Annotated in this window: 24 protein-coding genes; 3 read left to right on the forward strand and 21 right to left on the reverse strand. The window is 73.9% G+C overall.

Features of this window, described 5'->3' with window-relative positions:
- The first annotated feature begins 84 nt into the window (after nt 1-84).
- Together ACFVTC_RS16250 and ACFVTC_RS16255 are read left to right on the forward strand one after the other, a co-directional pair.
- The gene (locus tag ACFVTC_RS16250) at nt 85-624 is read left to right on the forward strand and encodes an ArsR/SmtB family transcription factor (RefSeq protein WP_390127344.1); all 540 of its coding nucleotides are present in this window, start codon (nt 85-87) and stop codon (nt 622-624) included.
- Nucleotides 621-1,919, forward strand: coding sequence for an MFS transporter (locus ACFVTC_RS16255; protein WP_390127346.1), 1,299 nt, complete (start codon nt 621-623; stop codon nt 1,917-1,919). The genes ACFVTC_RS16250 and ACFVTC_RS16255 overlap by 4 nt, the downstream gene beginning before the upstream one ends.
- Before the next feature lie 237 nt (nt 1,920-2,156).
- Here the strand turns inward: ACFVTC_RS16255 and ACFVTC_RS16260 are convergent, their stop codons facing one another.
- The 21 genes from ACFVTC_RS16260 to fabD form a co-directional block, all read right to left on the reverse strand.
- Nucleotides 2,157-2,783, reverse strand: a complete 627-nt coding sequence (locus ACFVTC_RS16260; RefSeq protein WP_390127348.1) for a dTDP-4-dehydrorhamnose 3,5-epimerase family protein — start codon at nt 2,781-2,783, stop codon at nt 2,157-2,159.
- A 133-nt stretch (nt 2,784-2,916) separates the two neighbouring features.
- Nucleotides 2,917-4,422 (reverse strand): DHA2 family efflux MFS transporter permease subunit, encoded by a 1,506-nt coding sequence (locus ACFVTC_RS16265; RefSeq protein WP_390127350.1) that lies wholly within the window; start codon nt 4,420-4,422, stop codon nt 2,917-2,919.
- A 238-nt stretch (nt 4,423-4,660) separates the two neighbouring features.
- On the reverse strand, nt 4,661-5,131 hold the full coding sequence (locus tag ACFVTC_RS16270; protein WP_390127352.1) for an ester cyclase: 471 nt from the start codon (nt 5,129-5,131) through the stop codon (nt 4,661-4,663).
- 114 nt (nt 5,132-5,245) lie between these two features.
- Nucleotides 5,246-5,815: a cupin domain-containing protein gene (locus ACFVTC_RS16275; protein WP_390127354.1), complete on the reverse strand. Its 570-nt coding sequence runs from the start codon at nt 5,813-5,815 to the stop codon at nt 5,246-5,248.
- Between the two features lie 41 nt (nt 5,816-5,856).
- On the reverse strand, nt 5,857-7,341 hold the full coding sequence (locus ACFVTC_RS16280; protein ID WP_390127356.1) for an MFS transporter: 1,485 nt from the start codon (nt 7,339-7,341) through the stop codon (nt 5,857-5,859).
- 82 nt (nt 7,342-7,423) lie between these two features.
- Nucleotides 7,424-8,332, reverse strand: a complete 909-nt coding sequence (locus ACFVTC_RS16285) for a TauD/TfdA family dioxygenase (protein WP_390127358.1) — start codon at nt 8,330-8,332, stop codon at nt 7,424-7,426.
- A complete protein-coding gene (locus ACFVTC_RS16290) occupies nt 8,329-9,942 on the reverse strand; it encodes an AMP-binding protein (protein WP_390127360.1) in 1,614 nt (537 codons plus the stop codon). The genes ACFVTC_RS16285 and ACFVTC_RS16290 overlap by 4 nt, the downstream gene beginning before the upstream one ends.
- The gene (locus tag ACFVTC_RS16295) at nt 9,932-10,588 is read right to left on the reverse strand and encodes a thermostable hemolysin (RefSeq protein WP_390127362.1); all 657 of its coding nucleotides are present in this window, start codon (nt 10,586-10,588) and stop codon (nt 9,932-9,934) included. Before ACFVTC_RS16295 ends, ACFVTC_RS16290 begins: the two co-directional genes overlap by 11 nt.
- Nucleotides 10,589-10,631: 43 nt before the next feature.
- The gene (locus tag ACFVTC_RS16300) at nt 10,632-11,813 is read right to left on the reverse strand and encodes a phytoene desaturase family protein (RefSeq protein ID WP_390127363.1); all 1,182 of its coding nucleotides are present in this window, start codon (nt 11,811-11,813) and stop codon (nt 10,632-10,634) included.
- Between the two features lie 41 nt (nt 11,814-11,854).
- Nucleotides 11,855-12,847 (reverse strand): aldo/keto reductase, encoded by a 993-nt coding sequence (locus ACFVTC_RS16305; protein ID WP_390127365.1) that lies wholly within the window; start codon nt 12,845-12,847, stop codon nt 11,855-11,857.
- 389 nt (nt 12,848-13,236) lie between these two features.
- Nucleotides 13,237-13,590, reverse strand: a complete 354-nt coding sequence (locus ACFVTC_RS16310) for an SDR family oxidoreductase (protein WP_390127367.1) — start codon at nt 13,588-13,590, stop codon at nt 13,237-13,239.
- Between the two features lie 452 nt (nt 13,591-14,042).
- Nucleotides 14,043-14,912, reverse strand: coding sequence for an ester cyclase (locus tag ACFVTC_RS16315; RefSeq protein ID WP_390127369.1), 870 nt, complete (start codon nt 14,910-14,912; stop codon nt 14,043-14,045).
- A gap of 66 nt (nt 14,913-14,978) precedes the next feature.
- A complete protein-coding gene (locus tag ACFVTC_RS16320; protein ID WP_390127371.1) occupies nt 14,979-16,109 on the reverse strand; it encodes a 3-oxoacyl-ACP synthase III family protein in 1,131 nt (376 codons plus the stop codon).
- A gap of 2 nt (nt 16,110-16,111) precedes the next feature.
- Nucleotides 16,112-18,472 (reverse strand): beta-ketoacyl synthase N-terminal-like domain-containing protein, encoded by a 2,361-nt coding sequence (locus ACFVTC_RS16325; RefSeq protein WP_390127372.1) that lies wholly within the window; start codon nt 18,470-18,472, stop codon nt 16,112-16,114.
- 224 nt (nt 18,473-18,696) lie between these two features.
- Nucleotides 18,697-19,986 (reverse strand): beta-ketoacyl-[acyl-carrier-protein] synthase family protein, encoded by a 1,290-nt coding sequence (locus tag ACFVTC_RS16330; RefSeq protein WP_390127374.1) that lies wholly within the window; start codon nt 19,984-19,986, stop codon nt 18,697-18,699.
- Nucleotides 19,983-20,630 carry a 3-hydroxyacyl-ACP dehydratase FabZ family protein gene (locus tag ACFVTC_RS16335; protein ID WP_390127376.1) on the reverse strand — a complete coding sequence of 216 codons (648 nt, stop codon included), beginning with the start codon at nt 20,628-20,630 and terminating at the stop codon, nt 19,983-19,985. Before ACFVTC_RS16335 ends, ACFVTC_RS16330 begins: the two co-directional genes overlap by 4 nt.
- On the reverse strand, nt 20,627-21,904 hold the full coding sequence (locus tag ACFVTC_RS16340) for a beta-ketoacyl-[acyl-carrier-protein] synthase family protein (RefSeq protein ID WP_390127378.1): 1,278 nt from the start codon (nt 21,902-21,904) through the stop codon (nt 20,627-20,629). Before ACFVTC_RS16340 ends, ACFVTC_RS16335 begins: the two co-directional genes overlap by 4 nt.
- Nucleotides 21,901-22,353 carry a 3-hydroxylacyl-ACP dehydratase gene (locus tag ACFVTC_RS16345; RefSeq protein WP_390127380.1) on the reverse strand — a complete coding sequence of 151 codons (453 nt, stop codon included), beginning with the start codon at nt 22,351-22,353 and terminating at the stop codon, nt 21,901-21,903. The genes ACFVTC_RS16340 and ACFVTC_RS16345 overlap by 4 nt, the downstream gene beginning before the upstream one ends.
- 32 nt (nt 22,354-22,385) lie before the next feature.
- Nucleotides 22,386-23,153, reverse strand: coding sequence for an SDR family NAD(P)-dependent oxidoreductase (locus tag ACFVTC_RS16350; RefSeq protein ID WP_390127381.1), 768 nt, complete (start codon nt 23,151-23,153; stop codon nt 22,386-22,388).
- 173 nt (nt 23,154-23,326) lie between these two features.
- Nucleotides 23,327-23,749 carry an acyl carrier protein gene (locus ACFVTC_RS16355; protein WP_248001767.1) on the reverse strand — a complete coding sequence of 141 codons (423 nt, stop codon included), beginning with the start codon at nt 23,747-23,749 and terminating at the stop codon, nt 23,327-23,329.
- A 184-nt stretch (nt 23,750-23,933) separates the two neighbouring features.
- Nucleotides 23,934-24,902, reverse strand: coding sequence for an ACP S-malonyltransferase (fabD, locus tag ACFVTC_RS16360; protein WP_390127383.1), 969 nt, complete (start codon nt 24,900-24,902; stop codon nt 23,934-23,936).
- A 285-nt stretch (nt 24,903-25,187) separates the two neighbouring features.
- On the opposite strand from fabD, the gene ACFVTC_RS16365 reads away from it, so the two are divergent.
- Nucleotides 25,188-25,781, forward strand: coding sequence for a TetR/AcrR family transcriptional regulator (locus ACFVTC_RS16365; RefSeq protein ID WP_390127385.1), 594 nt, complete (start codon nt 25,188-25,190; stop codon nt 25,779-25,781).
- Nucleotides 25,782-25,882: the final 101 nt, after the last annotated feature.

Here is a 25,882-nt window from a genome sequence, read left to right on the forward strand (position 1 = left end):
GGTGAGCCCGGCGGAACAGCAGATTCCGGAAGTCCGCGCGCAATCCCCTTGCACAATGGTCAAGACTCGTTGACCATTGCTCGCATGCCTACCGACGATCTCCCCGAGACGTTCCACGTCACCACCGACGAACAGCTGCGCGCCGTCTCCAACCTCACGCGCCACCGGATCATGGCCGTGCTCCGCTTCGAGCCCGCGACGATCACCCAGCTCGCCGAGCGGGTGGGTCTCGCGAAGGGGAGTTCCAGCTACCACGTACGGCTGCTGGAGCGGGCCGGGCTGGTGAAGGTGGTACGGACGCGGAAGGTCCGGGGGGTCACCGAGCGGTACTACGCGATGGCCGCGCGGTCGATCGCGCTGCCGGATCCCGGCGAGGGAGGGCCGGATGTGCTGATGCGGCACGCGGTGGCGGACCTGGAGGCAGCGCCGGTGGACGCCGAGCGGCATGTGCGGATGGCGCACCTGCGGCTCACCGAGGAGCAGTTCGCACAGCTGGGGGCGCGGCTGCAGGCACTGGCGGACGAGTACCGGGAGCTGTCCGATCCGTCGCTGCCGGACGCGTCACTCGTCTTCGCGCTGTTCCACCCGGCATCGGGCGAGCAGGCCGAAGGAGACGCCAAGTGACCTCAGACGCCCGGAGGTTGCCTGCCGGATTCGGACGGCTGTGGACCGCGCAGACGGTCTCCTCGCTCGGTGACGGGGTGACGCATGCCGCACTGCCGCTGCTCGCGTTGACGTTGACGCGGGATCCGATGGCGCTCGCCGTCGTCACGGCCGCCGGAACCCTGCCGTGGCTGCTCTTCGGGGTGCTCGGCGGTGCCCTGGTGGACCGCTGGGACCGCCGCCGCACGATGTGGGTCACCGACGCGGCGCGTGCGGCGCTGCTCGCGATACCCGCGGCGGCGGCCGCGCTCGACGTGCTGGGCATTCCGCTGCTCGCGGCCGTCGCCTTCCTCCTCGGCCTCGGCGGACTCTTCTTCGACACGGCCGCCACCGCCTACTTGCCGGATCTGCTGCGCCGCGACCCCGCACTCCTGGAGCGCGCCAACTCCCGCCTGCGCGGCGCCCAGACCGCCGCGTCCGGCTTCGCCGGGCCGCCCGCGGGCAGTGCCCTGCTCGCGCTCGGGCGGGCGGTCCCGCTGCTCGCCGACGCGGTGTCGTTCCTGCTCTCCGCACTGCTCGTCCGTACGCTGCCCGCCATGCCCCGCCCCGTGCCAGAGGCCCGCGAGTCGCTGCTTCGGCAGGCGCGGGCCGGGGCCTCGTACGTCTTCCGGGACCGGGTGCTGCTCGGGCTCGCGCTCCGCCCGGCGGTCGGGAACATCGCCTTCCTCGCCGTGGAGACCGTCCTCGCCCTCTTCGCGCACGACCGCCTCGGCATCGGCGCCTACGGCTTCGGCCTGCTCCTCACGGCGGAGGCCACCGGCGGCCTGCTCGGCGCGGGCATCGCCTCCTTCCTCGGCCGGCGACTCGGCACCGGTACCGCACTGACCTGCACGGCCGCCGTCGAGGGGCTTGCCGTCCTGGGCCTGGCCGCCGCCCCGGACCCGTACGCGGCCGGGTCGGCGCTCGCCGTCTGCGGGGCCGGCATGGGCGCCACGATGGTGCTCGCCCCCTCCCTCCGGCAGGCGATCGTCCCCGCCCACCTGATGGGCCGGGTCGCCTCCACCTCCCGGATGCTCGCCATGTGCGCCGCCCCCGTCGGGGCCTTCCTCGGCGGCTGGCTGGCCACCGCCTACGACATCCGCACCCCGCTCTGCGCCGCCGGCGTCCTCCTCCTCGCGATGACGGCCGTCACGGCATCCATGACCAGCAACCGCCGGGTCGAGGCGGCGCTGCGTGCCGCCGCCCGGACCGGCGGCGGTCCAAATCACCCGGCAGGCAAGGACCGCGTCCGGCAGAGTGCGCCCGGCCTGTCGTGACGCCCGCCGTCGTGACGCCCGCCGCGAAGGCGTCCCGGCAGGCCGGGTGCCAGGCCCGTACGCCGCAGCGCGATCAGGTGACGGGCCGTCATCGAGGAAGAGGGATCCGCTTCGGCCCCGGGCGCGTGAGCGGCTGGGGGAATGTCCCGCACGCCTCGCCCTGCCCGTCAGAAGTTCCACCGGACGGCCGGCGGAGGGGTTCTCGCCCGCGGTGGCTGCCTCCGGCCGCCGGGGCGTTCAGCGTGCGAGGTGCTGGGGGTGCGGGAGCTGCCAGGAGGGGCCGTAGGAGGTGAGTGCCTCTTCGTAGGTGGGCAGCAGGCCGCGTGCGACGGCCTCGGACAGGCTCGGGGCGCCGGCGTCCTTCTCGGAGCGGATCAGGCCCGTGGTGGCGGGCCAGGGGATGCCGATGGCCGGGTCGAGGGCCTGGATGTCGACCATGGTGCCGGGGACGTACTCCTCGGAGCACAGGTAGTTCATGCAGGTGTCGTCGGTCAGGGCGAGGAAGGCGTGGCCGAGGCCGTCGGCGAGGTAGACGCCGATGCCGGAGCCGGCCTCCTGCAGGGTGGTGTCGAACATGCCGAACGTCGGGGAGCCGACGCGCAGGTCGACCACCACGTCCAGGGCGGCGCCGCGGACGCAGGTCACCAGTTTCGCCTGGCCGGGCGGCAGGGTGGTGCCGTGGATGCCGCGCAGGGTGTTGCGGTGGGAGACCGAGAAGTTGACCTGGCGGACGGTGAACGGCTGGCCGCTGCTTCCGGTCAGCTCGCCCAGGCGCCAGGCCTCGAAGAACCGGCCCCGGTTGTCCGGGAGTTGCGACGGCGTGATCCGGAAGGCGTCGCGGACCTTCATCTCCTCAATGGCCATGCTTCCTCGGTTCGGGTCGTCGGGTCGTGGGGTCGTCCGGCCGCGGGGTGACGGGCCGTCAGCAGTGCGGCGGTGTGTGACGGGGGCGGGGTCCGCGGCGGCCTGCGCCGCGGACCCCGGGTGGGTGTGCGGGTCAGTGCAGCGGGGCCGGGGTGCTCTCCCCCGCCGGTGTGTGCTGCCCGGCCGGTGTGGGCTGTCCGGCCGGGGCGGCCTGCGCGAGTGGTGCGCGGGCGGGCGCGGCGGCGGGGCGGCGGGAGGGGGCGATCAGCATGGAGAAGGTCGCCAGGGCCACCGCGACGGCGCCCACCCACATGGCGGGGACGAGGCCGTCGACGAAGTCGCGCGGTGAGGCGTAGCCGCCGTTGGCGCTGAAGATGGAGGCGAGCAGGGCGACGCCGAGGGCGGCGCCGACCTCGCGGGTGGCGGCGGTGACGCCGGAGGCGATGCCCTGTTCGTGTTCGGCGACCGAGCCCATGGTGAGGTTCATCAGCGGGGCGTAGAACAGGGCCATGCCGGCACCGCAGATCATCAGGGAGGGCAGCTGGGCGGCGTAGGAGACGTCCGGTTCGAGGACGAACGCCCAATAGACCATGCCGGCGGTCATCATGGCGAGGCCGAGGGTGACCACGGGTTTGCCGCCGATGCGGTCGGAGACCATGCCGCCGATGGGGGCGACGACCATCGGCATGGCGGTCCAGGCCAGCAGGCGGACGCCGGCCTGCATGGCGGTGTAGCCCTGGATGTTCTGCAGGAACTGGGTCATCAGGAAGATCGCGCCGAACATGCCGACCGACATCAGGGCGCCGGCCAGGTTGATGGCGGTGAAGGCGCGGTTGCGGAACATGCGCATCGGCACCATCGGGTGTTCGGTGCGGTTCTCCCAGACGACGAACAGGGCCATCACGGCGGTGCCGCCGATCAGTGCGCCCAGGACCTGCGGGGACGTCCAGCCGTCGCCGTGGCCCTTGATGAGGCCCAGCACGATGCCGAACAGGCCGAGGCTGGCCAGGGCGGTGCCGACGGCGTCGAGGCGGGAGTGGGCGATGCGGCTCTCGGCGAGTTTGCGGAAGGACAGCGGGGCCAGGGCCAGGCCGATCGGCACGTTCAGCCAGAAGATCCACTGCCAGGACAGGTGCTCGACGATGGCGCCGCCCACCAGCGGGCCGGCGGCGATGGACAGTCCGTTGACGGCGCCCCAGATGCCCAGGGCGGCGCCGCGTTTCTCGGCGGGCACGGCGGCGGTCAGCAGGGTCACCGACAGCGGCATGATGATGGCCGCGCCGACGCCCTGGACGGCGCGGGCGGCGACGAGTTCGTTGATGCCGGGCGCGAGGGCGGCGGCCGCGGAGGCGGCGGTGAACAGCAGCAGGCCCAGGCTGAAGACCTTGCGGCGGCCGAAGCGGTCGCCGAGGGCGGCGCCGAACATCATCAGGACCGCGAAGGACAGGGTGTAGGCGTTGACCGTCCATTCCAGGTCGGTGAGGCTGCCGCCGAGTTTCTCCCGGATGGTGGGCAGCGCCGTGATGATGACGAGGTTGTCCAGTCCCGCCATGAACGAGGCGAGGCTGGTGGTGAGGATGGCCCAGAAGACCACCCTCCTGGTTTCACCGCCCGGGGATGGGGGGTTGACGGTGCTCATCGAGCATCCTTTCTGGAGGCTGGTCAGTGCGAGATGCTCTTCGCCGTGACCTGTCCGGCCTGCGCCGGCGCATCCGTCGCCGCCGGGCCGGTCCGGCGCCGACGACGCTACGGACGCGTACTCGACTCCTCCTCGAGCGCCGGTGGGCGCGGGCGGGCGGCGGGCACGGCGGCGCCGCGGGGCCCGGGTGCCGGTGAGGGCGGGCGGGCGCCGCGGCGTGCGGGCGGGCGGGGCGCGGTCAGGCGAGCTGGCGCTGGAAGGTGGCGATGTCGAAGTAGAGGGTCTCGTCGATGAGGACGTCGCCGTCGAAGTGGAAGAAGACGGCGACGGGGGCGTCGATGGACTTGCCCCGGTTGGGTATGCCGCGCCAGTCCGCGTGCTGCCTGCCGCGTGCCTGGGCCTCCAGGATCACCGCGGTGGGCGTGTGGTGCACGTGGTGCAGGTCGTGCTCCAGGTCGGGGAAGGCGGCCTTGAGGTCGGCGAAGTAGCCCTTCTTGATGGCTTCTTCGCCGATCAGCGGGCCCTCTTCGAAGGCCTGGATGCGGTAGACGCCGCCGCGCGGGAAGGTGGCCAGCACGCCGTCGATGTCCCAGGCGATCTCGGCGACCGTGTGCTGCAGGACGACGGCCTCGCGCTTCTTGCGCAGTTCGGCGTCGGGCTGCGGGAGATCCGCGCCGGGCAGAGTGAACTCGTGTGCTTCGGTGGCCATGACCATTCCTCCACGCATCGGCCTGTTCGGTTGCCGCCGACGCTAGGGCGGTGCGCTCGCTCGGCCCTCGTTTCCGGCTCGAACGGCCTGGTGCGGGGCGGGTGGTGGGGGTTTTCAGGCGGTGGGCTGCAGGCGGGGGGTGTCCTGGGGCGGGCGGTAGGTGGGGCGGTAGCCGCAGGCCAGGCCGAGCGGGGCGAGCAGCAGGCACAGGCCCATGTCGAGGGGGAAGGGGCGGCCGGTGACGACGCGGTACTCGTCGCGGAAGGCGAGGGCGAGCAGCGGCATCTGCAGGCGGGGGGTGCCGTCGGGGCGCAGCCGGCCTTCGTTGGTCAGTCCCCACAGGGTCTCGAAGACGGTTTCGGTCCGGTAGGCGGGGGTGGTGCGCCAGATGACGCGGGTGGTGTCGGGGCCGGGGTTCCACATGGAGTGGACGGCGCCCGGGGGGATGTGGAAGTCGGCGCCGGGCTCGTACTCGTGGAGGGTGCCGTCGAGCTGGAGGCTCAGGCGGCCGGTTTCCAGGCGCATGTGTTCGGTCTGGCGGGGGTGGTAGTGCTGGGGCGGTTTGATGACGGCGGGCGCGTATTCGACGGCGACCTCGACGTAGGCGCCGTCGGTCTCGGCGGCGGTGGTCAGGAAGGTGAGGGTGTCTTTGCCGAGGCGCAGGGTGTCTCCGGGGCGGGCCATCGGGTGCCTCTTCTCGTCCGGTGAGGGGGGTGGCGGGTGGGTCAGGCGGTGCGGGTGGCGGGGGTGGTGCGGTGGCGGGGCAGTCCGAAGCAGGCGGTGAGGAGGTTGAGGACGCCGATGCCGGCGGCGATCCAGAAGCCGAGGTGGAGGCCGTCCAGCCAGGCCAGGGCGGGCGCGGTGTGGGCGGTGAGTTCGCCGGTGGTGCGGGTCAGGGCGCTGGTGGCGACGGTGGCGACGCCGAGTGAGGCGCCGACCTGGAAGGCGGCGACCAGGACGCCGGAGGCGATGCCCTGCTGGTGGGGCGGGATGTCGGAGACGCCGTGCACGTTGACGGGGATGCCGCAGCACTGCATGGAGGCGCCCAGGATGAGCAGGGCGGGCAGCAGGTGCAGCAGGTAGTCGCCGTCGGCGGGGGCCTGGGTGAGCAGGAGCAGGCCGAGCAGGGAGCCGGCGGCGCCGGCCAGGTAGACGGGGCGGGGGCCGGCGCGGTGCATGACGCGGGTGGCGGGGGCGGTGACCAGGATGGCGACGATGCCCAGGGGCAGGAACGCGAAGCCGGACTTGAGGGTGGAGTAGCCGAGGGTGCGTTGCAGGTAGTAGCTGCACAGGAAGAGGACGGAGGCCTGGACGGCGCTGGTCAGGACGCGGCCGAGGCCGGCGGTGGCCAGGGAGCGGGTGGCGAACAGGTGCAGTGGCATCAGCGGGTCGGCGGCGCGGCGTTCGATGAGGACGAACGCGGCCAGCAGGGCGAGGGCGGCGGCGGCCGGGGCCAGGACGTAGGGCGGGGAGGCGGCGCCGTGGTCCTGGATGTTGACGATGGCGTAGACGAGGGCGGCCAGGCCCGCGGTGACGGTGGCGGCGCCGGCCAGGTCGGGGCGGGAGCCGCGGACGGCGGTGTCGGGGCGGCCGCGGGAGAGCAGCAGGACGCCGGCGACGGCGACGGCGCCGAAGGGGAGGTTGATGTAGAAGATCCAGCGCCAGCTGAGGCTGTCGGTGATCAGGCCGCCGGCGATGACGCCGAGGGTGCCGCCGAGGCCGGCGAGTGCGGCCCAGACGGCGAGGGCGGTGGTGCGTTCGCGGCCGCGCGGGAAGGTGGTGGTGACCAGGGACATCGCGGCGGGTGAGAGGAAGGCTGCGCCGCAGCCCTGCAGGGCGCGGGCGGCGATGAGCAGTCCGGCGTCGTGGGCCAGGCCGCACAGCAGGGAGGCGGCGGTGAACAGCAGGGCGCCGAGCAGGAAGGTGCGGCGCCTGCCCCAGCGGTCGGCGGTGCGGCCGCCGAGCAGCATGAGGCCGCCGAAGCACAGGATGTAGGAGGTCAGGACCCATTCGATGGCGGTGGGGCCGGCGCCGAGGTCGTTCTGGACGGCGGGCAGGGCGAGGTTCACCACGGTGGTGTCCAGCAGGACCATGAACTGGGCGAGGGCGACGAAGACGAGCAGGCGCCAGCGGCGCGGGTCGGCCGCGGCGCCGTCGGCGTCGGGTGCTCGGTCCTCGGTGGGGGCGGCGGCGGGGTGGTCGGTGGTCATGGCTCCCTCTCGAACGGGTCTGCCTCCCGCCCCTGTCCCGGCGCCGCCCGGGGGCGGGCGGCCGGGAAGGGGGCGGCCCCGGTCAGGCGGCGGGTGTCTCGATGTAGCTGAGGGCGTTGTAGATGGTGCGGTCGGGGTCGGTGATGGCGCGCCGGCCGTGCATGACGCGGGTGTTGTCGATGACGGCGGCGTCGCCGTCCTGCCAGTCGAGGTTCTCGGTGAGGCGGGCGGTGACCTCTTCGACCTCGGCGAGCAGGGGTGCGGGCAGTTCGGTGGTGTCGGCGAAGGTGATGGTGGGCTTCTCGTAGTTGAAGGAGGGGCCCAGGATGCTGTTGGCGAAGGAGGGGCGGGGGCCGAAGACGGTGGGGCCGGCGGCGGGGGTGCGGAAGGAGTAGCGCACGCCGCCGTCGTCCTGGGGGGTGATCTCGGTGCCGGGCAGTTGTCCGGCCAGGGCGAGGAGTTCGCTCACCTGGATCTGTTCGGCGGGCTTGGTGCGGCCCAGCAGGTGGTGGGCCATGGCCCGCCACTGGGGTTCGCCGACGTAGCGGCTGTAGACGATGTCCTGGGCGGCGAACGCGGTGCGGGCCTGGTCGCTGAGGGCGTCCCAGACGCGGTAGCCGTCGCAGACGGTGGTCTGGGAGCCGGTGGAGGCGGCCTTCTCGCAGAAGAACCAGGCGAGGTGGGAGCGGAAGGGGCTGTTGCCGTTCTCGGTGTGCAGGCCGACCTCGTCGAAGCCGGCGTCGACCTTCTGGGCGACCTCGGAGTAGAAGTCGCGGGCGGGGTCGAGGGTGGTGGAGGTGGAGGTGTTCTGGACCAGGGCGGTGAAGGCGTCCATGTCGGCGCCGAAGCCGCGCAGCAGCAGGAAGCCGGCCTGGGCGAGGAGGTCGCGCAGTTCCTTGGGGTCGATGCCGTCGAGGCCGCCGGGGCCCGCGGGCTGGACCAGCAGGCCGCTGCCGGTGCCGTAGGGCGTGGTCTGCACAGCCGTACTCATGCCTTCTCCTTGGTCTGCTGGGGTGCCGCGGCGGGGGTCCGGGCGAGGACGTGGTGGCGGATGACGTCGCGGCGGGGGCGGCCGGTGACGGTGAAGCAGGTGGCGTAGGCGGGGTCGTCCTCGGACATGAGGTGGACGACGGCGGCGCGTTCGATGCCGGAGAGTTTGCGCCGGCCGAATTCGGTGATGCGGCCGCGGGCGGTGTCGGGGTCGAGTGCGGCGTCGATGACGAACAGGCCGTGCACGTCGTCGAGGCCGTCGGCGATGACGGCGGCCTCGCGGACGAAGCCGAGTTCGCGGTAGCGGGCCTCGACCCATTCGGGGGCGACGTTGCGGCCGCCGGCGGTGATGACGAGGTTCTTCTTGCGTCCGGTGATGCGCAGGTAGCCGTCGTCGTCGATCTCGGCGAGGTCGCCGGTGTGCAGGCGGCCCTGGTCGTCGACGACGACGCTGGAGGGGTCCTCGCGGGTGTAGCCGGCGAACAGGGAGGTGCTGCGGATGAGGAGTTCGCCGTCGTCGGCGAGTTCGGCGTGCACGTGGTCCAGGGGGCGGCCGACGGTGCCGAAGCGGACTTCGCCGGGGAAGTTCCAGGACACCACGGAGGAGTTCTCGCTCAGTCCGTAGCCCTCGTGGACGGTCAGTCCGTGGGTGTGCAGGCGCTGGAGGATCTCGGGCGGGACGGGGGCGCCGCCGCAGGCGATGAAGACCGGGCCGTCGTGTCCGAAGATCCGCCGGTGGCGTTCGGTGACGCTCTCGGCGGGCTGCTGGTCGCACAGGGCGAGGAAGAGGCCGGCGACGGTGGGCGGGACGACCAGGGCGGTGGGGCGGGCCGCTCGCAGCAGGGTGAGCATGCGCGGTGCGGCGTCGGCGGCGGTGCCGACCAGGGCGGTGCCGGGGGGCAGGAAGGAGACCGAACCTCCGGCCAGGAAGGGCATGTAGAGGCCGGCGACCTGTTCGATGAGCAGGCTGAGGGGGACGATCGACAGGTACCGCTCGAAGATCGCCGGTCGGGTGCGGGTGCGCAGCGAGGTGAGCAGTGCGTCCAGGCCGTGCCGGCGGATCTGTACGCCTTTGGGGGCGGAGGTGGTGCCGGAGGTGTGGATGACCTTGACGACGGTGTCGTGGTCGGGGACGGGCGGGTGCGGGGCGGGGGGCCGGGCGAGGAGGGCGGGCAGGTCGAGGGCGGTGGTGGGGCAGCCGGCGGGCAGGACGGGGTCGGGGGTGGTGGCGCTCCAGCGGGTCAGGGCCGCGCTGCCCGCGGTGTCGGTCAGGCACAGGTCGGCGCTCTCCAGGAGGGAGGCGGCCTGCTGGGCGGTGAAGGCGGTGGGTACGGGGATCTCGACGGCGCCGGCGAACAGGGCGGCGAGGTCGGCGGCCACCCATTCGGGGGAGTTCTCGGCGAGCAGTCCCACCCGGGCGGGGCGGCCCAGGGTGCGGGCCAGGGCGGTGAGGTCGGCGGCCAGGGCCAGGGCGGTGCGCAGGAGGTCGCGGTAGCTGTGGGTGGCGCCCTCGCCGCCGTCGGCGGCCAGGACGCGGACCATGACGGCGTCGCTGTCGGCCCGGCTGAGCAGTCCGCGGGCCAGGGACAGGGGTGCGGTGTCAGGCGGCACGGGTCAGCACCCCCTGCTGTGCCGGGCGGTTGGTCAGCAGCCGCATGTCGACCGAGGTGAAGCAGTAGCGGCCGATGGCGGCCAGCAGCAGGGTGGACTGTTCGGCGGCCTCGGCGTAGCCGACGACGGGCCGGGTGTCGTAGTAGGTGCCCCAGGAGGCGCGTTCGTCGGCGGGCAGCCGCTCCAGGGAGGCGTCGGCGAGGGGGTGGAAGACGCAGCCGAGGCGCTGCATGAGCGCGGCGAGCCGGCCGGTCATCGTCATGACGGCGTACGGGCGGCCCAGGCAGGCCATGATCAGCGGGATCGCTTTGATGATCTCGGCGCCGGCGGCGGCCCGTACGGAGGCGATGGAGCCGATCTGCAGGACCTGGGAGCGTTTGACGGGGGCGCCGACGGCCTGGGTGATGACGTCCTCGACGGGAGCGTCGAGATAGCGTTCCAGCAGGATGGTCTCTTCCTCGGGGAAGGACAGGCCGGCGCAGGCGAGGACTTCCTCCTGGCCGTCGGCGGCGGTCTCGAAGAAGGCGAGGAAGCCGTCCGGGTCGGGGGCGATGCTGGCCCGGTACTGCTTGGCGAAGACCAGCCGGGCCAGGTCCGCGGCGGTCTGCCAGTCCGGGGTGCCGCGCTCGGACAGGGTGATTCTCATGTGCTGCGCTCCCTAACGGGGTGGGGTGGGACGCGAGGCTCACTCATCGCCCGAGCACCGCGGAGTGGTGCGCGGCCGGCCGGGCGCTGAGGGCGAGTTCCGCGGCCCGCAGCGCGCTGTTGATGGAGGTCTCGGCGAGGATGCCGGGGGCGGCGACGCTGTCGCCGGCCAGGAACACCCCGTCCCCGCGGTCGACGGCGGGCCGGTCGCGCCAGCTGAGGCCGGGCAGGTCGAGGGCGCCGGTGCGGCCCCGGGAGACGCCTTCGCGGCGCCACAGGATGCGCTGCTGCCAGCCGGGGGTGGTCAGGTCGAAGAGTTTCTCCAGGCGGGCCAGCGCGTCGGCCTTCGACTCGCCGGGCCTGATCGGCATCTGTCCCTGGAACAGGGCCTGGCCTTCGGGGGCGAGGGAGGGGTCGTGGTCGGAGTACTGGGAGGTGAAGCCGCCCTCGTCCATGTCGAAGGAGACGTTGCCGTCCTTCTTGGAGTGGGTGACGGCCATGTCGAGCAGGGCGGCGGTGCCGCTGGGCCACTCCAGGGAGCTGTCGCCGAGCAGGCTGCGGGCGGCGGCGAGGGAGGTCGCGACGATGACCGGTCCGCCGGTGGGCAGTTCGGTCAGCCGGGAGCCGGTCTCGATGACCACGCCGCGGGCGCGGGCGACGCGTTCCATGCGCTCGATCAACGCGCCCCAGCCGCCCATGAAGTAGCGGCTGGGCAGTGGGAAGCGGGGGGTGCCCACGCGCAGCAGGCGTTCCCACACGAAGGCCGCCGAGAGGCGTCCGGGGTCGCCGTCGAAGAGGATCGGGCCGAGGAAGCCGAGGGCCTCGTCGACGGTCTGCTGGGCGAAGCGTTCGCTCGCCCAGTCCTGGAAGGAGCGGTCGACGGGGACGTCGGTGCCGCGGTGCATCCAGGTCATCCGCATGTAGCCGCCGGGCAGGGTCATCCGCAGCCGGCCCTGGTGGCGGAAGCGCATCCGGGTCCACTCGTGGAAGGACAGCCGTACGTAGCGGCCGGCCAGTCCGCGCTGCAGCAGCCAGTGCCAGGCGTCGCCGTTGTCGAAGAAGGTGTGCGGCCCGTCGTTGGTGACGTAGGGGCCCGAGGCGGAGCGGGCGCGGCCGCCCGCGTGGGAGTGGGCCTCGTGGACGGTGACGCGGGCGCCCTGTTCGGCGGCGGAGATCGCCGCGGTCAGGCCGGCCAGTCCGCCGCCGATGATCGTGATGTTCGCCATGGTTGTCGCTCTCACTCGCCTTCGAAGGTCCGCGGCCGGTCTCAGCCGTCGAGCGTGGCCATGGCGCCGACGGGATAGCGGTCCCCCACCGTGGAGCCGTGGGGGGCGATCTCGTCGAGCGCCGTGAGGTCGTCCGCACTCAAGGTCACGTCGCTCGCGGCGAGGTTCTCCTGCAGGTACGGGACGCGCTTGGTGCCGGGGATGGCGACCACGTCGTCGCCCTGGGCGAGCACCCAGGCCAGGGCGAGCTGCCCGGCGGTGATGCCCTTGGACGCGGCCAGTCGCTGCAGCCGTTCGACGACGTGCAGGTTCCGGTCGAGGTTGCCCTGCTGGAAGCGGGGCGCGACGCGGCGGAAGTCGTGTTCGGCCAGGCCGTCGAGGCTGCGGATGCGGCCGGTGAGCAGGCCGCGGCCCAGCGGGCTGTAGCCGACGAAGCCGATGCCCAGTTCACGGACGGTGGCGAGGACTCCGTTGACCTCGACGTCGCGGGTGGACAGGGAGTACTCGGTCTGTACGGCGGCCAGGGGGTGTACGGCGTGGGCGCGGCGGATGGTGGCGGCGGACGCCTCGCACACGCCGAGGTGGCGTACCTTGCCGTCCTCGACCAGTTCGGCGAGGGCGCCGATGGACTCCTCGATGGGCACGGCGGGGTCGACGCGGTGCAGGTAGTACAGGTCGAGGTGGTCGGTGCCCAGCCGGCGCAGGGTGCCCTCGACGGCGGTGCGGATGTAGTCGGGGCGGTTGTTGAGGCGGCCGGTGATGGTGCCGTCCTCGGTGATCTCGTTGCCGACCTTGGAGGAGACGACGACGCCCTCGCGGCGGCCGGCGATGACGCGGGCGACGAACTCCTCGTTGCTGTGCGGGCCGTAGAAGTCGGCGGTGTCGAGGAGGGTGACGCCCAGTTCCAGTGCCCGGTGCGCGGTGCGCAGGGCCTCCTGGTCGTCGGCGGGGCCGTAGGCGAAGGTCATGCCCATGCAGCCGAGTCCCTGTTCGGAGACCGCCGGCCCCTGGCTGCCGAGTGTTCGTTGCCGCATCATCGGTTCCTTCCTGAGCCGTGCGGGCGGTTGTCATCCCCCGGGGGGCGCCGGTGCCGGCGGCACCCGGGAATTAGCAGTGACAGTATTGATGGCCTTGCTAGAGAAGTGCTGGGGCCGCGTTCCGCCGACCGGCCGGGCCCCGCTCACCGGCGCCGACCCCACTGCGCGGTGGGCCTGTTCACGGGGGGGCACTCCCCTGGGTGGGGGCCGGGTCCGCTGCGTGGGGGCCGGGTCCGGGGGGCCGGTGCGCGGGGGCAGCTCACGTGGGACAAGAACACCGTGCGTGAGAGCCACTCCCCCGGTCCGGGAGACCGCACGCGGGGCGGCTCCCCTGCGCCGGAGGCACGTTCACGGCTCCGGCTCCGGCCCCGCACGCCTCGGGCCGTTCACGGCCCCGACCCCGGTTGCGACTCCCTTGCGTCTTGGGCCCGTTCACCGGCGCCGGCCCCACGCGGGCCACGAGCCCGTACGCGCGGTCCACTCCCGTCCACGGCGTGGGCGCCTGTGAGCCGCAGGCTTGTTGACGGGGCCGGCTCCCCTGGACCGGAACCGTCGGGCAGCCCGAAGTCGGTGAGGGCGGCGCAGTGCACGATGCGGTCCGCCGCCGCGGCCGCGCGCAACTCCTCGCCGTCCAGGCCGAGTCGGGGGCGGGTGACGTCACCGGTGAGCCGGCGCGGTCCGGCCGGCGCGGCGGGCAGCGCCCTGCCGTTGTTGCGGACGATGTCACCGTTGCTGTGCATGAGGGCGACGCGCCTCGGGGCCCGGTGTCCGGCGTCTCTAAGGGCTGTCCCGTAATCCCCGGCGGGCGCACGACGACAGCTACGGCACCTCGCCGCGTTGTCGGATCGCCCGAATAAGCCCAGTATGAGGACGACCCTCCGCCTTGCGATGCACCGCATCTGACGCCGCGCGCTGATCCACCGGGGATTACGGGACAGCCCTTAGGCCCGGGGACCCGCGCGCGGGCGTCGACACCCCCGGTCCGGGCTCCCGTTCACCGCCACCGGCCCGCGGCCGGCGCGCCGCCACCCGCCCACACCCGGTCCTCGGGGACGCGGGCGCCGCCACCCGCCCACGCTCGGTCCTCGGGGACGCGGGCGGCGGCCGGTGGCCCCGGCCGCGGTGGGCGGTGGGCGGTGGGCGGTGGGCGGTGGGCGGTCCGCGCAGCGGCCGGCGGCGGCCGGTTCGCGGGTCAGTCGGCGGCGGCCAGTTCGCTGGTGACGGAGGCCCAGGTGTGGCCCGTGCCGGTGGTGCCGCTCTCGGCCAGGCGGGTCCACGGGTCGGTGCCGAGGACCTCGGTGGCCTGCTCGCGCAGCCAGTGGTCGAAGGGGTCGGCGGAGGTGAGCAGGCGGCGGGCGGCGGCCTGCGGGTCGCGGGCCTCGATCTGGTGGACCAGGACGTCCCGGCCGTCGAGGGGGCGCAGGTCGAAGGACTCCTGGAGGATCCCGGCGCGGCGCCGGGATGCCTCGTAGGCGTGCAGCCGCGGTCCGGTGAGCTCGGCCTGCAGGCGGCGCCAGCCCTCGGCCGCGCCGCCGGTCAGGGGCAGCAGGGCGCAGGCGCCGGTGACCGCCCGGCGGGCGGCGGCGCGGGCGGCGGTGCGGGCGGCGGGGGCGAGCCGGCGCATGCCGAGCACGGCCAGCATGTTGGACTCCACGCCGATGCCCCAGCGTTCGGCGATCAGGCCGTCGTCGAGCAGGCGCCACACCACGACGCCGGTGAACTCGATGACCTGTCCGGTGGGGGCGGCGCCCAGGAAGTCGCCCAGGTGGGTGCCGCGCCAGGTGTTGTGGATGACGACGTGGTCGCCGTGGGCGCTCATGTCCTCGATGGTCACGTGCAGGTCGGGGAAGCCTTCGCGCAGGCCGGCGATGGTGTAGCGGACTCCTTCGAGTCCTTCGGGGGCTCCGGGCAGCGGCTGGTGGTCGACCATGCCGGGGCTGTAGATCTCGTCCACGACCGAGAAGTCGCCCTGGTTGACGAAGGCGTCGAAGACCCGGCGGATGGTCTTCTTGTTGCGCTCCTCCACGCTCTGGCCGGTGCGCACCGTCTCTTGTATCGACACGTTCCATCCTTATGGCGTCGGCGCCCGCGAGGGGCGGGTCGGGGCGGGCGGGGGCGCGGGCGCCCGTCACCTGCCGGGGTAGGGGGCGTCCCAGGTGAGGGTGAGGCCCGCGTACACGTAGCGGCTGGCCTCGATGGCGAGGAGCAGGACGGTGTCGCCGGGGGTGATGCGGCCCTGGCTCCAGCCGGCGTCCAGGGCCAGCGGGACGGCGGCGGAGCCGGTGGCGCCGACGTCGGTGAGGTTTTCCACGATGGTCTTGCTGAGGGTGGTCCGGTCGGCGTCGGACAGTCCGGCGGTGCCGTACTCGGAGGCGAAGTACTCGGCGTTGCCCTCGGGCAGGACGCAGGCGTCGATGTCGTCGAGGGTGAGGCGGGAGCGGTGCAGCATGTCGTGGATGCCCTCGACGAAGACGCGGGGGCCGAAGCGGGCGGTGCCGGGGATGTCGAGGCGGATGTCCATGAGGCGGGGGCGGCGCTGCTGTTCGGCGAGGGGGGCGTCGGTGCCGCCGCCGATGATGTGCATGCCGGGTTTGCGGGTGCCGCCCAGGGAGCGGGTGGCGAAGACGGGGCGGGGGCGGCCGGCGGCGGAGCCCTCCTCGCCGGCGCGCAGCACCATGGCGCCCGCGCCGTCGCCGAAGGTGTAGACGGTCAGGCGGTCGCGCATCCGTACGCGTTCGGGTTCGCGGCCCAGGAAGACGGGGGCGAGGAGGGGGGAGACGGCTTCGGCGCCGATGACCAGGGCGGTGGTGTAGGTGCCGTCGGCGAGCAGGCGGCGGGCGATGTCGAGGGCCTGGACGGCGCCGACGCAGCCGGCCCGGACCTCGATGACGGCGCAGCGTTCCAGGCCGAGTTGTTCCTGGACGTAGGTGGCGGCGACGGGCAGCAGGTAGTCGGGGCTGGCGGTGGAGACGACGATGAGGTCGATCTCGTCGGCCGTGACGCCGGCCCGGTCGAGGGCCTGGCGGGCGGCGGCGGTGGCCATGGCGGAGGTGCTGGTGGTGTGGGCGCCGGTGGCGGGGTCGACCATCCAGTGCCGGCGCTCGACCTGGATGCCGTCCAGGACGTCGTCGGGCAGCGGTCCGCAGACGCGGGCGAGGGCGTCGTTGTCGAGGGCCTCGCCGGGCAGGTGGGCGCCGGTGGCCAGGACGGACACGTGGCGTTCGGCGGGTGCGGGGGGCGGGGCGGGGGTGTGGGGCATGGTCAGTTCTCCGTTGCGGGACGCAGGACGAGGCTGATGTGGGTGCCGCCGAGGGAGGAGCTGTTGATGAGGACCGGGCCGGCGGCGGTGCCTTCCTGCCAGCCGGTGACGGCGAGCAGGGCGGCGAGCTGGGCGCCGGCGCCGACGGGTTCGCCGAGGGTCTGCTTGGGGGTGTGCACGGGGCAGCCGGACGCGGCGGCGAGCCGGCCGGTGGCCCGTGCCTCGGGGGCGTCGGCGCGGGTGAGTCCTGCGGCGTTGGCCCAGATCGCGGTCACCTCGCCGGGGTGCAGTCCGGCGTGGCCGAGGGCGGCGCGCATGGCGCGTTCGACGCCTTCGCCGTCCTCGTCCCAGCGGCCGACGCCGGCCGCGTCGCCGGCGGTGCCGTGGCCGGCGAACTCGGCCAGGATGCGGGCGCCGCGGGCGCGGGCGCTGGACTCGCGTTCCAGGACCAGGGTGATGCCGGCCTCGGCGAGGGTGTAGCCGGTGTCGGTGAACAGGGGCAGGCCGCGGTAGGCGGTCAGGACGCCCGGGGAGAGGTCTTCGACGGCGGGGCACAGGACGGCGTCGGCGCGGTGCTGCAGGAGCAGGTCGTGGGCGACGGTCAGGGCGGAGGCGCCGGCCGCGTGGCCGGTGGTGACGGTGGAGGTGGGGCCCTTGGCGCCGACGTGCATGGCGACCTGGCCGGCGGCGGCGTTGAAGACGGTGTTGGGGAAGATCGCGGGGCTGCCGTGGTCGGGGCAGCCGCCCAGGACGGGCAGCAGGAAGTCCTCGATGCTGCGCATCGGGCCGAGGCCGGTGCCCAGGACGACGCCGGTGTGCTCGTCGGCGTCCAGGCCCGCGTGGGCGAGGGCGGCGCGGCAGGAGGCGACGGCGAGCTGGGAGAGGCGGTCCATGCGGCGGCGGTCGCGGGCGCTGATGTGCGCGGCGGGGTCGAAGTCGGCGCGGGCGACGTGCAGTCCGTCCTCTTCGCTGCCCAGCCGTCCGCCGTGCCGCCATGCCTTCCACAGGGCGTCCATGCCTTCGCCGGCCGCCGTGATGGCGGCGCCGCCGGTGATGACGACCTTCTCCGCGGCGGGCGGGGCCGGTACGGAGAAGCGGCGGCCCGACGGCCAGCCGAAGGCGACGCAGGCGTTGGCGCCGGCGAAGGCGAAGTTGTTGGACAGGGCGGCGTTCATGGCCAGTTCGCGGCCGGTGTCGGGGACGGCGTCGAGTCCGCATTTGGGGTCGGTGCCGGTGAAGTTGGCGGTCGGCGGGGCGGTCTGTTCGACCAGGGCCTGGACGGTGATGATGGCCTCGACCGCGCCGGCCGCGCCGAGCAGGTGGCCGATCATCGACTTGGAGCTGCTGAGCGCGGTCTTGTCGGCGGCCTCGCCGAACGCGGCGCGCACCGCGTTGGACTCGGCGGAGTCGTTCTTGGGGGTGCCGGTGCCGTGGCCGTTGATGTAGCCGACGTCCTGCGGGGTGATGCCGGCGGCCTTCAGGGCGCCGCGGATGGCGCGGGCGGCGCCCTCGCCCTCGGGGTGCGGGGCGGTGGCGTGGTAGCCGTCGGCGGACAGGCCGTAGCCGAGGACCTCGGCCAGGATGGGGGCGCCGGCGGCGCGTGCGACGGACTCCTCGGCGAGGACCAGCATGCCGGCGCCCTCGCCGAGGGAGAGTCCGTCGCGGTCCTTGGAGTAGGGGGCGGCGGGCTTGGTGGACAGCGACTGCAGGCTGGTGAAGCCGGCGAACGCGGTCTCGGTGAAGGCGTCGCTGCCGCCGGCGAGCATCGCGTCCGCGCGGCCGGCGGAGATCGCCTCGGCGGCGTGCGCGATGGCGTGGGCGCCGGAGGCGCAGGCGGTGTTGACGCTCAGCGCGGGGCCCTTGAGGCGAAAGGCGCTGCTGAGTGCCTCGGCGATGGCCTGCGGGGGGACCAGCAGGTAGTGCCGGCCGTCGTCGGGGGGCGCGGTGCCCTCGTGGCTGCGGCGGGCGAGTTTCTCGGCGGTGCGCAGGCCGCCGTTGCAGGAGCCGAAGGCGACGCCCCAGCGTTCGGCGGGCAGTGCGCCGAGGCCCGCGCCGGCCATCGCCTCCTGGGCGGCGGTCAGCGCGAAGTCCATCGCCGGCTCGCGCTCGCGGCCGCCGAAGGAGGCCAGGTAGTCGTAGGCGGGCCGGGACGGGTGGGGTACTTCGCCGCCGATGGCCGTGCCGTAGCCGTCCATCGGCAGGCCGCGGACCGGTCCGATGGCGGAATGCCCGGCCCGGATGCCCTCCCACAGCGCCGTGGCGCCCTCGCCCTGGGCGGTCACGGCGCCGACGCCGCAGACCACCACGGTCCGGGGCCGGGCCGCGGCGTCCGGCCGGGTGTCGTGGTCGTAGACGTCGGTCATGGCCGCACTCCTTTCGGGGATGCCGTGTGTTGCGGGCATTCCAGCTGTTGCGGGTGTCACAGGTGTCGCGGGTGAACCGGATGTCGCCGATGTGCCGGGTACGGCCGGCGTGTTGACGGTTCCTGGTGTGCCGGCTGTTGCCGGTGTGCTGGGGGTGGGGGGTGCGTCTGGGGTGGGGGGTATGGCGGGTGTGTGGGGTATGGCGGGTGTGTCGGGCTGCCGGGTCACGAGGGCCGTCCCAGGGCGACGGCGACGGCCTGCCCCTCCAGGCCGCGGGCCAGGGCCAGGGCGCTGTCGGGGCGGGTGTGGCGGGGGCTGAGCGGGACGTAGTCGAGGTCGCACTCGGGGGCGGGGCGGTGCAGGTTGAGGGTGGCGGGCACGGTGCCGCTGTCCAGGGCGAGTGCGGCGACGGCCGCGTTCAGTGCTCCGGCGCCGCCGACCAGGTGTCCGGTCTGTGGTTTGACGCTGCTGATCTGGGCGGACTTGGCGGCGGTGCCGAGCGCGTCGTGCAGGGCGACGGTCTCGCTGGCGTCGCCCTGCAGGGTGGCGCAGCCGTGTGCGGCGATGTAGCCGCCGTCGGGGAAGGGGTGTGCGGCGTCGCGCAGGGCGCGGGTGATCGCGCGGGCCAGGCCGCGGGCGCGGGGCTGGGGGCTGGGCGGGCGGACGCAGTCGTTGCCGGCGCCGAATCCGGTGACCTCGGCGTAGCAGTGGGCGCCGCGGGCCAGGGCGTGTGCGCGTTCCTCCAGGACGAGCAGGGCGGCGCCCTCGCCGAACACGGAGCCGGAGCGGTCGCGGTCGAAGGGGCGGAAGGCCTCCTGGCCGAGGTCGGTGCGGGTGCTCAGGACGCCGAGGCCGTCCATCTTGGACATCGCCCACCAGCCGGTGGCGTCGTCGTAGCCGCCGGCGAGGACCACGTCGGCCTCGCCGCGGCGTACGGTGCGCATGGCCCGGCCGATCGCCATCGCGCCGGAGTCGGCGGTGCCGGCGAAGTAGGCGTTGGCGCCGCGGATGCCGTACTTCTCGGAGATGTGGAAGGCGGCGGCGGGCTGCAGTCCCTCGACGAAGAAGAGGGGGGCGACGACCGAGGAGGCGGTGCGGCCGAGGCGGTGCAGGTCGGGGGTGCCGTCGTCGGCGCGGACGGCCTGGAGCTGGGCGATGAGTTCGTCCATGCGGGGCATTTCCTTGTTGCTGCCGAGGAAGAGCCCGGTGCGCTGTCCCAGGTCGCTCTCGCCGTCCAGGCCCGCGTCGCGCAGGGCGAGGGTGGCGCCGGCCAGGGCCAGCTGGTCGCCGCGGCACAGCATGCGCAGGGTGCGCCGGCTCGCCCACCGGGTGGGGTCGAAGCCGTGGATCTCGGCGCCGATGCCGGTGCGCAGCGGGGCCGGGTCGTAGGCGCGCAGCGGGCCGATGCCGCAGCGGCCCTCCAGCAGGCTGTCCCAGGTCTCGGCGGCGCTCTGGCCGATCGCGGTCATCAGGCCGATGCCGGTGACCATCACGCGGCGGCGCTGCTCGCTCATGCTGTGCCCTCCCGGGTCGTCGTGGCGCTGAGCAGGGTCAGGGCTCGGACGGTGGCGACCACCCGGCCCTCGACCCGGGCGGTGGCCCGGCATTCGGTGCGCTGCGGGCTGTGCCGGCTCACCTCGACGGTGAGGTGGACCTGGTCGCCGGGGCCGACGAAGTGCTTGAAGCGCACCCCGCGCACGCCGGCCAGGCGCCAGGCGCCGGGGCCGGCGGCGGTGCGGGCCAGGGCGGCCAGGCTCTCCAGCAGCAGGACGCCGGGCAGGACGGGGTGGCGCGGGAAGTGGGCGGTGAAGCACTCCAGGGTGGCCGGTACGTTGCGCACGGCCACGGCGCGTTCGCCTTCGGCGAGTTCCAGCAGCCGGTCGAAGGCCGGCAGCCCCTCGGCACCGGCGGCCCGCGCCCGCGCCCGGGTGAGCGCGGCGGCCCGCACGGTGGCGGTGGCGGGCTGCTCCGTGGTGGCGGTGGCGGGTTGCGGGGCGGTGGCGGGCTGCTCGGTGGTGGCGGTGGCGGCCCGCACGGTGGCGGTGGCGGTCTGCTCCGTGGTGGCGGTGGCGGGCCGCACGGTGGCGGTGGCGGTCTGCTCCGTGGTGGCGGTGGCGGGCTGCTCGGTGGTGGCGGGCTGCGGGGCGGTGGTGGTCATGTGTCCTCCCGCGGGGCGCCGATGACGAGGCTGGTGTTGCTGCCGCCGAACGCGAACGCGTTGATGAGGGCCGCGTCGACCGGCATCGGGCGGGCGGTGTGCGGCACGTAGTCGAGGTCGAGGCCGCGGTCGGGCTGGTCGAGGTTGACGGTGGGCGGGACCAGGTGGTGGCGGATCGCGCCGAGCGCGGCCAGTACGCCCAGGCCCAGGCTGGCCGAGGTGAGGTGGCCGGCCATCGACTTGGGGGCGCTGACGACCAGGCGGTGGGCGTCGTCGGCGAACACCTTCTTGATGGCGACGGTCTCGGACTGGTCGTTGCCGTGGGTGCTGGTGCCGTGTGCGACGACGTAGTCGATGCCGCCGGTGCCCACGCCCGACTCGGCCAGGGCGGCCTGCATGGCCTGGATCGCGCCGGAGCCGTCGGGCGGCGAGTCGGTGATGCGCCAGGCGTTGAGGGTCGAGCCGTAGCCGAGGACCTCGCCGAGGACGGGTGCGCCGCGTTCGCGGGCGGCGTCCAGGTCCTCCAGGACCACGGCGACGGCGCCCTCGCCGACCACGAAGCCGGAGCGGTCGGCGTCGAAGGGCCGTGAGGCGTGCTCGGGGTCGTCGTTGTGGCGGTCGGTCAGCGCGCCCAGCAGGCTGAAGCCGAGCAGGTCGAGCCAGGTGGTCAGGGAGTCGTAGCCGCCGGCGACCATCAGCTGGGCGTCGCCCTCCTGGATGGCGCGGAAGGCCTCCCCGATGGCGTGCCCGGAGCCGGAGCAGGCGGTGGAGATGCCGATCATCGGGCCGGTCGCGGACATCATCCGGGCCATGGCGCTCAAGGGCACGTTCTGGTCGTCGGTCAGGGTGACGGCCGGCGGGTGGCACAGGAAGGCGTCCGGGCGGCCGGTGGTGGCGCGCAGGTGGCCGACGTCGAGGAGGGCCTGCAGTTCGGGCCGGCCGACGCTGGCGCCCATGGCGACACCGCGCTCGTCGAAGGGGTACACGTCCTCGCCCAGGTCGTCGGCGCCCGCGCTGCGCAGTGCCTCCCAGGCGGCCGCGACGCCGAACTGGCCGACGCGGGAGAGGTGTTTGCGTCCCACCCGGGCCGGGATCGCGGCGGCCGCGTCGAAGTCCTTGACCTGGGCGGCGATGCGCACCGGGAAGCCGGAGGCGTCGAAGGTGGTGAGCTTGCCGACGCCGCTGCGTCCGGCGGCCAGGCCCTGCCAGGTGCTCTCGGCGTCGTTGCCGAGCGGGGTGACGGCCCCCACTCCGGTGATGGCTACACGGGTCATCCCACCGGCCCTCCGCCCTGCAACTGGTGTGCCATGCGCCGGGTGTCGGCCGGGTCGTCGAGGCGCTCGGCGTCGATGAGCGCGCACAGGATGCCGCTCGCGCTCAGGACGTCCTCGCCGTCCGCGGTCACGGTGCCGTCCAGGAGGGCGGCCTCCTCGGTCATCGACTCGATGGTGGCCCGCATGCGCAGTACCTCCCCGGGGCGTACGGCGCGGTGCGCGGTGGCGTCGCCGACGGCGAGGAGCGCGGCACGCAGCCGGTGGTCGGTGGAGAGCATGATCAGCCAGGTCGCCGACTGGCACAGCGCCTCCAGGGCCAGCCCGAAGGGCAGTGCCGGTCCGCTCCCGGTGTCCTGCCAGTAGGTCTCGTCGACGGAGGTGACCTTGCGCGCGGTGATGTGCTCCCGCGGCGTGAAGGTCTCGATCCGGTCGATCAGATGGAATCGCATCGTCGTCTCTTCTTCCGTTCCCTCACGGTCCGTTACGGACGGCCGATGCCCAGCTGGGCGGAGAACCCGCCGTCGACGCAGAGCAGTTCGCCGGTGGTGTAGCCGGAGTCGGGTCCGGCCAGGAACACCGCTGCCGCGGCGACCTGTTCGACGGTGGCGAAGCGGCGCATCGGTATCTGCCGCTTGATGCTGCGGCCGCCGTCGCGCTGCATCACCCCCTCCACCAGGTCGGTCGGGGTGAACCCGGCCAGGACCGCGTTGACCCGCACGCCGAAGCGGGCGAGTTCGACCGCCGCGCAGCGGGTGAAGGAGTTCAGCGCGCCCTTGGAGGCCGAGTAGTTGGCCTGGCCGATCCAGCCGCGCTCGCCCATGGCCGAGGAGATGTTGACGATCGTGGCGTCGCCGTGGGCCATGAACTGCTCCATGACGGCGTGCGTGCAGTGGTAGGCGCCGCCGAAGTTGACTTTCATGACGTTCAGCCAGGCGTCCGGCGGCGCGTCGTAGATGAGGCCGTCGTCGCTGGTGCCCGCGTTGTTGACGAGGATGTCGAGGGAGCCGAGGTGGCGGGTCGCCTCCTGCACCAGGCGGGCGGCCTGCTGCGGGTCGGCGACGTCGGCGCCGACGGCCACGGCCCGGCCGCCCGCCGTCTCGATCTCCTTGACGACCGCGGCGGCGTCCTCCTGCCGGGAGCGGTAGTTGACGGCGACGGCCGCCCCCTGCCCGGCCAGGGCCAGGGCGATGGCCCGGCCGATGCCGCGTGAGGCACCGGTGACCAGGGCGGTGCGGTCCTTCAGCTTCATCTGTCTCTTCCCGTTTCTGCTACGAGGTGGGCGGCGGCTGCCGGGGCCCGCGCGGACAGGGCCGCACCCCGGCCGGCCGGACAACCGGGGGCGGGCGGACGGCCGGGGTACGCGGGAGGGGGGCGGGCGGTGCACGGGACGCCGCCCGCCCGCACACCACCGGCCGGCAGGGGTCAGGCGGCGTTCTGCGCGGCGGCCCGCTCGGTCAGCAGGTCGGTGAGGTTCTGCACGGTGAACAGGCCCAGCACGCCCTCGGCGGTCAGCGGTTCGGCGAGCTGGCTGCGGTCGAACTGCGGCAGGACCTTCTCCAGGTGGGTGAGCCCGGTGTCGTTGACGACCTCGTTCTCGTCACCGAACTCCTCGTCGGGGATGCCGCCCTGGAGCAGGGCGGCGATGTCGGCCACGGTGATCTTCACCTTGGTGGCGCGCTCGATACGGAAGAGGATGTCGAGCAGGTCGATCGACTCGGCGCCCAGCTGGCCGAGCAGGGTCGCCTCGGCAACCGCCTCGGACTCGTCGATGCCGAGGGCGTCGGCGATGGCGGCCTGGACCGCGAAGAAGTAGTCGCTCGAGGTGGGAGTCAGGGTTTCGGACACCGTTGGCTGCCTTTCGGATGGGTCGTTCCGCGCCGCCGGCACCGAGGGCCGGCACCGGAGGGACGGGAACGGGAGAGGAAGGAGGACGGATGAGGAGGAGAGAGAAGAGACCACAGGACGGGACAGGCGCGGACGGGGAGAGCGGGTGCGGGACGCGGGGCGGAAAGCCGCCCCGCGCGGCGTGTCAGGCGGCGGCGTCAGGGGCGGACTCCTGCCTCAGCTCGCGCAGCAGCGCGGTGACGCGGCGCGCGTCGTGGGTGCTGCGCACCACGGAGTGGACGCCGGTGCGGTTGGCGAAGCCGCTCAGCACCCGGCCGGGGCCGGCCTCGAGGCAGCCGCCCGTCCCGTGCGCTCCCGCGGCGCCCAGCACGTCCACCCAGCGCACCGGCCCGGCCAGCTGACGGCGCAGCAGGTCGCGGGCGTGGGCGCCGTCGCGCACCAGGGTGCCGGTGACCGAGCTGATCACGGGCAGCCGGGGTGCGGCGAAGGTGACGCGCTCCAGTTCGGCGGCGAACTCGTCCTCGATCGCCCGCATCAGCGAGCAGTGGAAGGGCGCCGAGACCTTCAGCGCCACCACCCGTTCGGCGCCCGCCGCCAGCGCGCGGCGGGCGGCCTCCTCGACCGCCGCGCGCTGCCCGGAGACGACCGTCTGGCCCGGCTCGTTGTAGTTGGCGATCTCCACCACGCCCAGCGGGGCGCAGCCGGCGCAGATCTCCTCGATCCGGCCGGGGTCCAGGCCCAGTACGGCCGTCATCGCCCCGCCCGCCCGGCGCGAGACGCCGGCCATCAGCTCGCCGCGGCGGCGCACCAGCCGCAGCGCCTCGTCGGCGCCCAGCACCCCGGCGGCGACCAGCGCCGTGTACTCGCCCAGGCTGTGCCCGGCCACCACGGCCGGCACGAACCCGGCCTCCGCGCGCAGTACTTCGAGCACCGCGAGGCTGGTGGCGACGATGGCGGGCTGGGCGATCTCGGTCGGGGCGAGCTCCTCCTCCCCCGCCGTGCTGCACAGCGCGGTCAGCGGCAGGCCGGTGGCGTCCTGCGCGCGCGCCAGGACGCGTCCGGCGGTGCGGGGGTGCTCACGCAGCAGATGCCCGGCCATGCCCGCGCGCTGCGAGCCCTGCCCGGGAAACATCGTGAAGAAATTGTCGATCATCCCCGTTCCTGCCTCACTGAGTTGACGAAAGCGCCGGAGAAAGGTCATCGAGCCGTCGGCGAGCGGATCTCGATTCTGTGAATCTGGCACGGAGTTCTGGCGCATTCCTCGAATGCGTCTGGACCGGCGGTACCGCGCCGGATTCCCTCCGCCGCATTCGCCCCCTCCCGGCGGCGCCCTTTCCGCCCGGCCTCCGCCGGGATTCCACCCGGATTCCACCCGGACCGGGTTTTCCCCGACCCGCCCCCCTTGACCAAGTTAGTGATCAACCACTAACTTGCGGTCATGGTGAGGATGAGTGCAGACGAGCGGCGCGAGAGCGTCATCCGCGCGGCCATGAGCGAGTTCGCCCGGGGCGGGTACGACGGCACCTCCACCGAAGCCGTGGCCCGGCGCGCGGGGGTGTCGCAGCCGTACCTCTTCCGCCTCTTCGCGGGCAAGCGGGCGCTGTTCCTCGCGGCGGCGCGGCGCTGTCTGGCCGACACCGCACGGCTGTTCGCCGAGGCGACCGAGGGGCTGAGCGGCGAGGAGGCGCTGGGTGCGATGGCCAACGCGTACACCCGCGTCATCCTCAAGGAGCCGGAACGGCTGCTGATGCAGATGCAGGTGTACGTCGCGGTGGCGGCGTGCGAGGCGGAGGGGGACACCGGGTTCGGCGAGGCGGTACGGGCCGAGTGGCAGCGATTGTGGGACACCGTCCATCTGCCGCTGGGCGCGGACACCGGCCGGACCACCACGTTCATGGCGTACGGGATGCTGGTCAACGTCCTGGTCTCCCTGGGGTTCGCGCCCGACGACCCGGTCTGGGACGGGCTGTACCCGGCGGCGCGGGCCGGGGCGCGGCCGGGGGCGCTGCAGCGGACGGCTCCGCCGGGCTGACCGGGGTGCGGGGGTGCGGGGGTGCGGGGGTGCGGGGGTGCGGGGGTGCGGGGGTGCGGGGGTGCGGGGGTGCGGGGGTGCGGGGGTCGGCCGGAGTGCTT

The organism is Streptomyces sp. NPDC057950, from assembly GCF_042887295.1.
Lineage (GTDB): Bacteria > Actinomycetota > Actinomycetes > Streptomycetales > Streptomycetaceae > Streptomyces > Streptomyces kaempferi.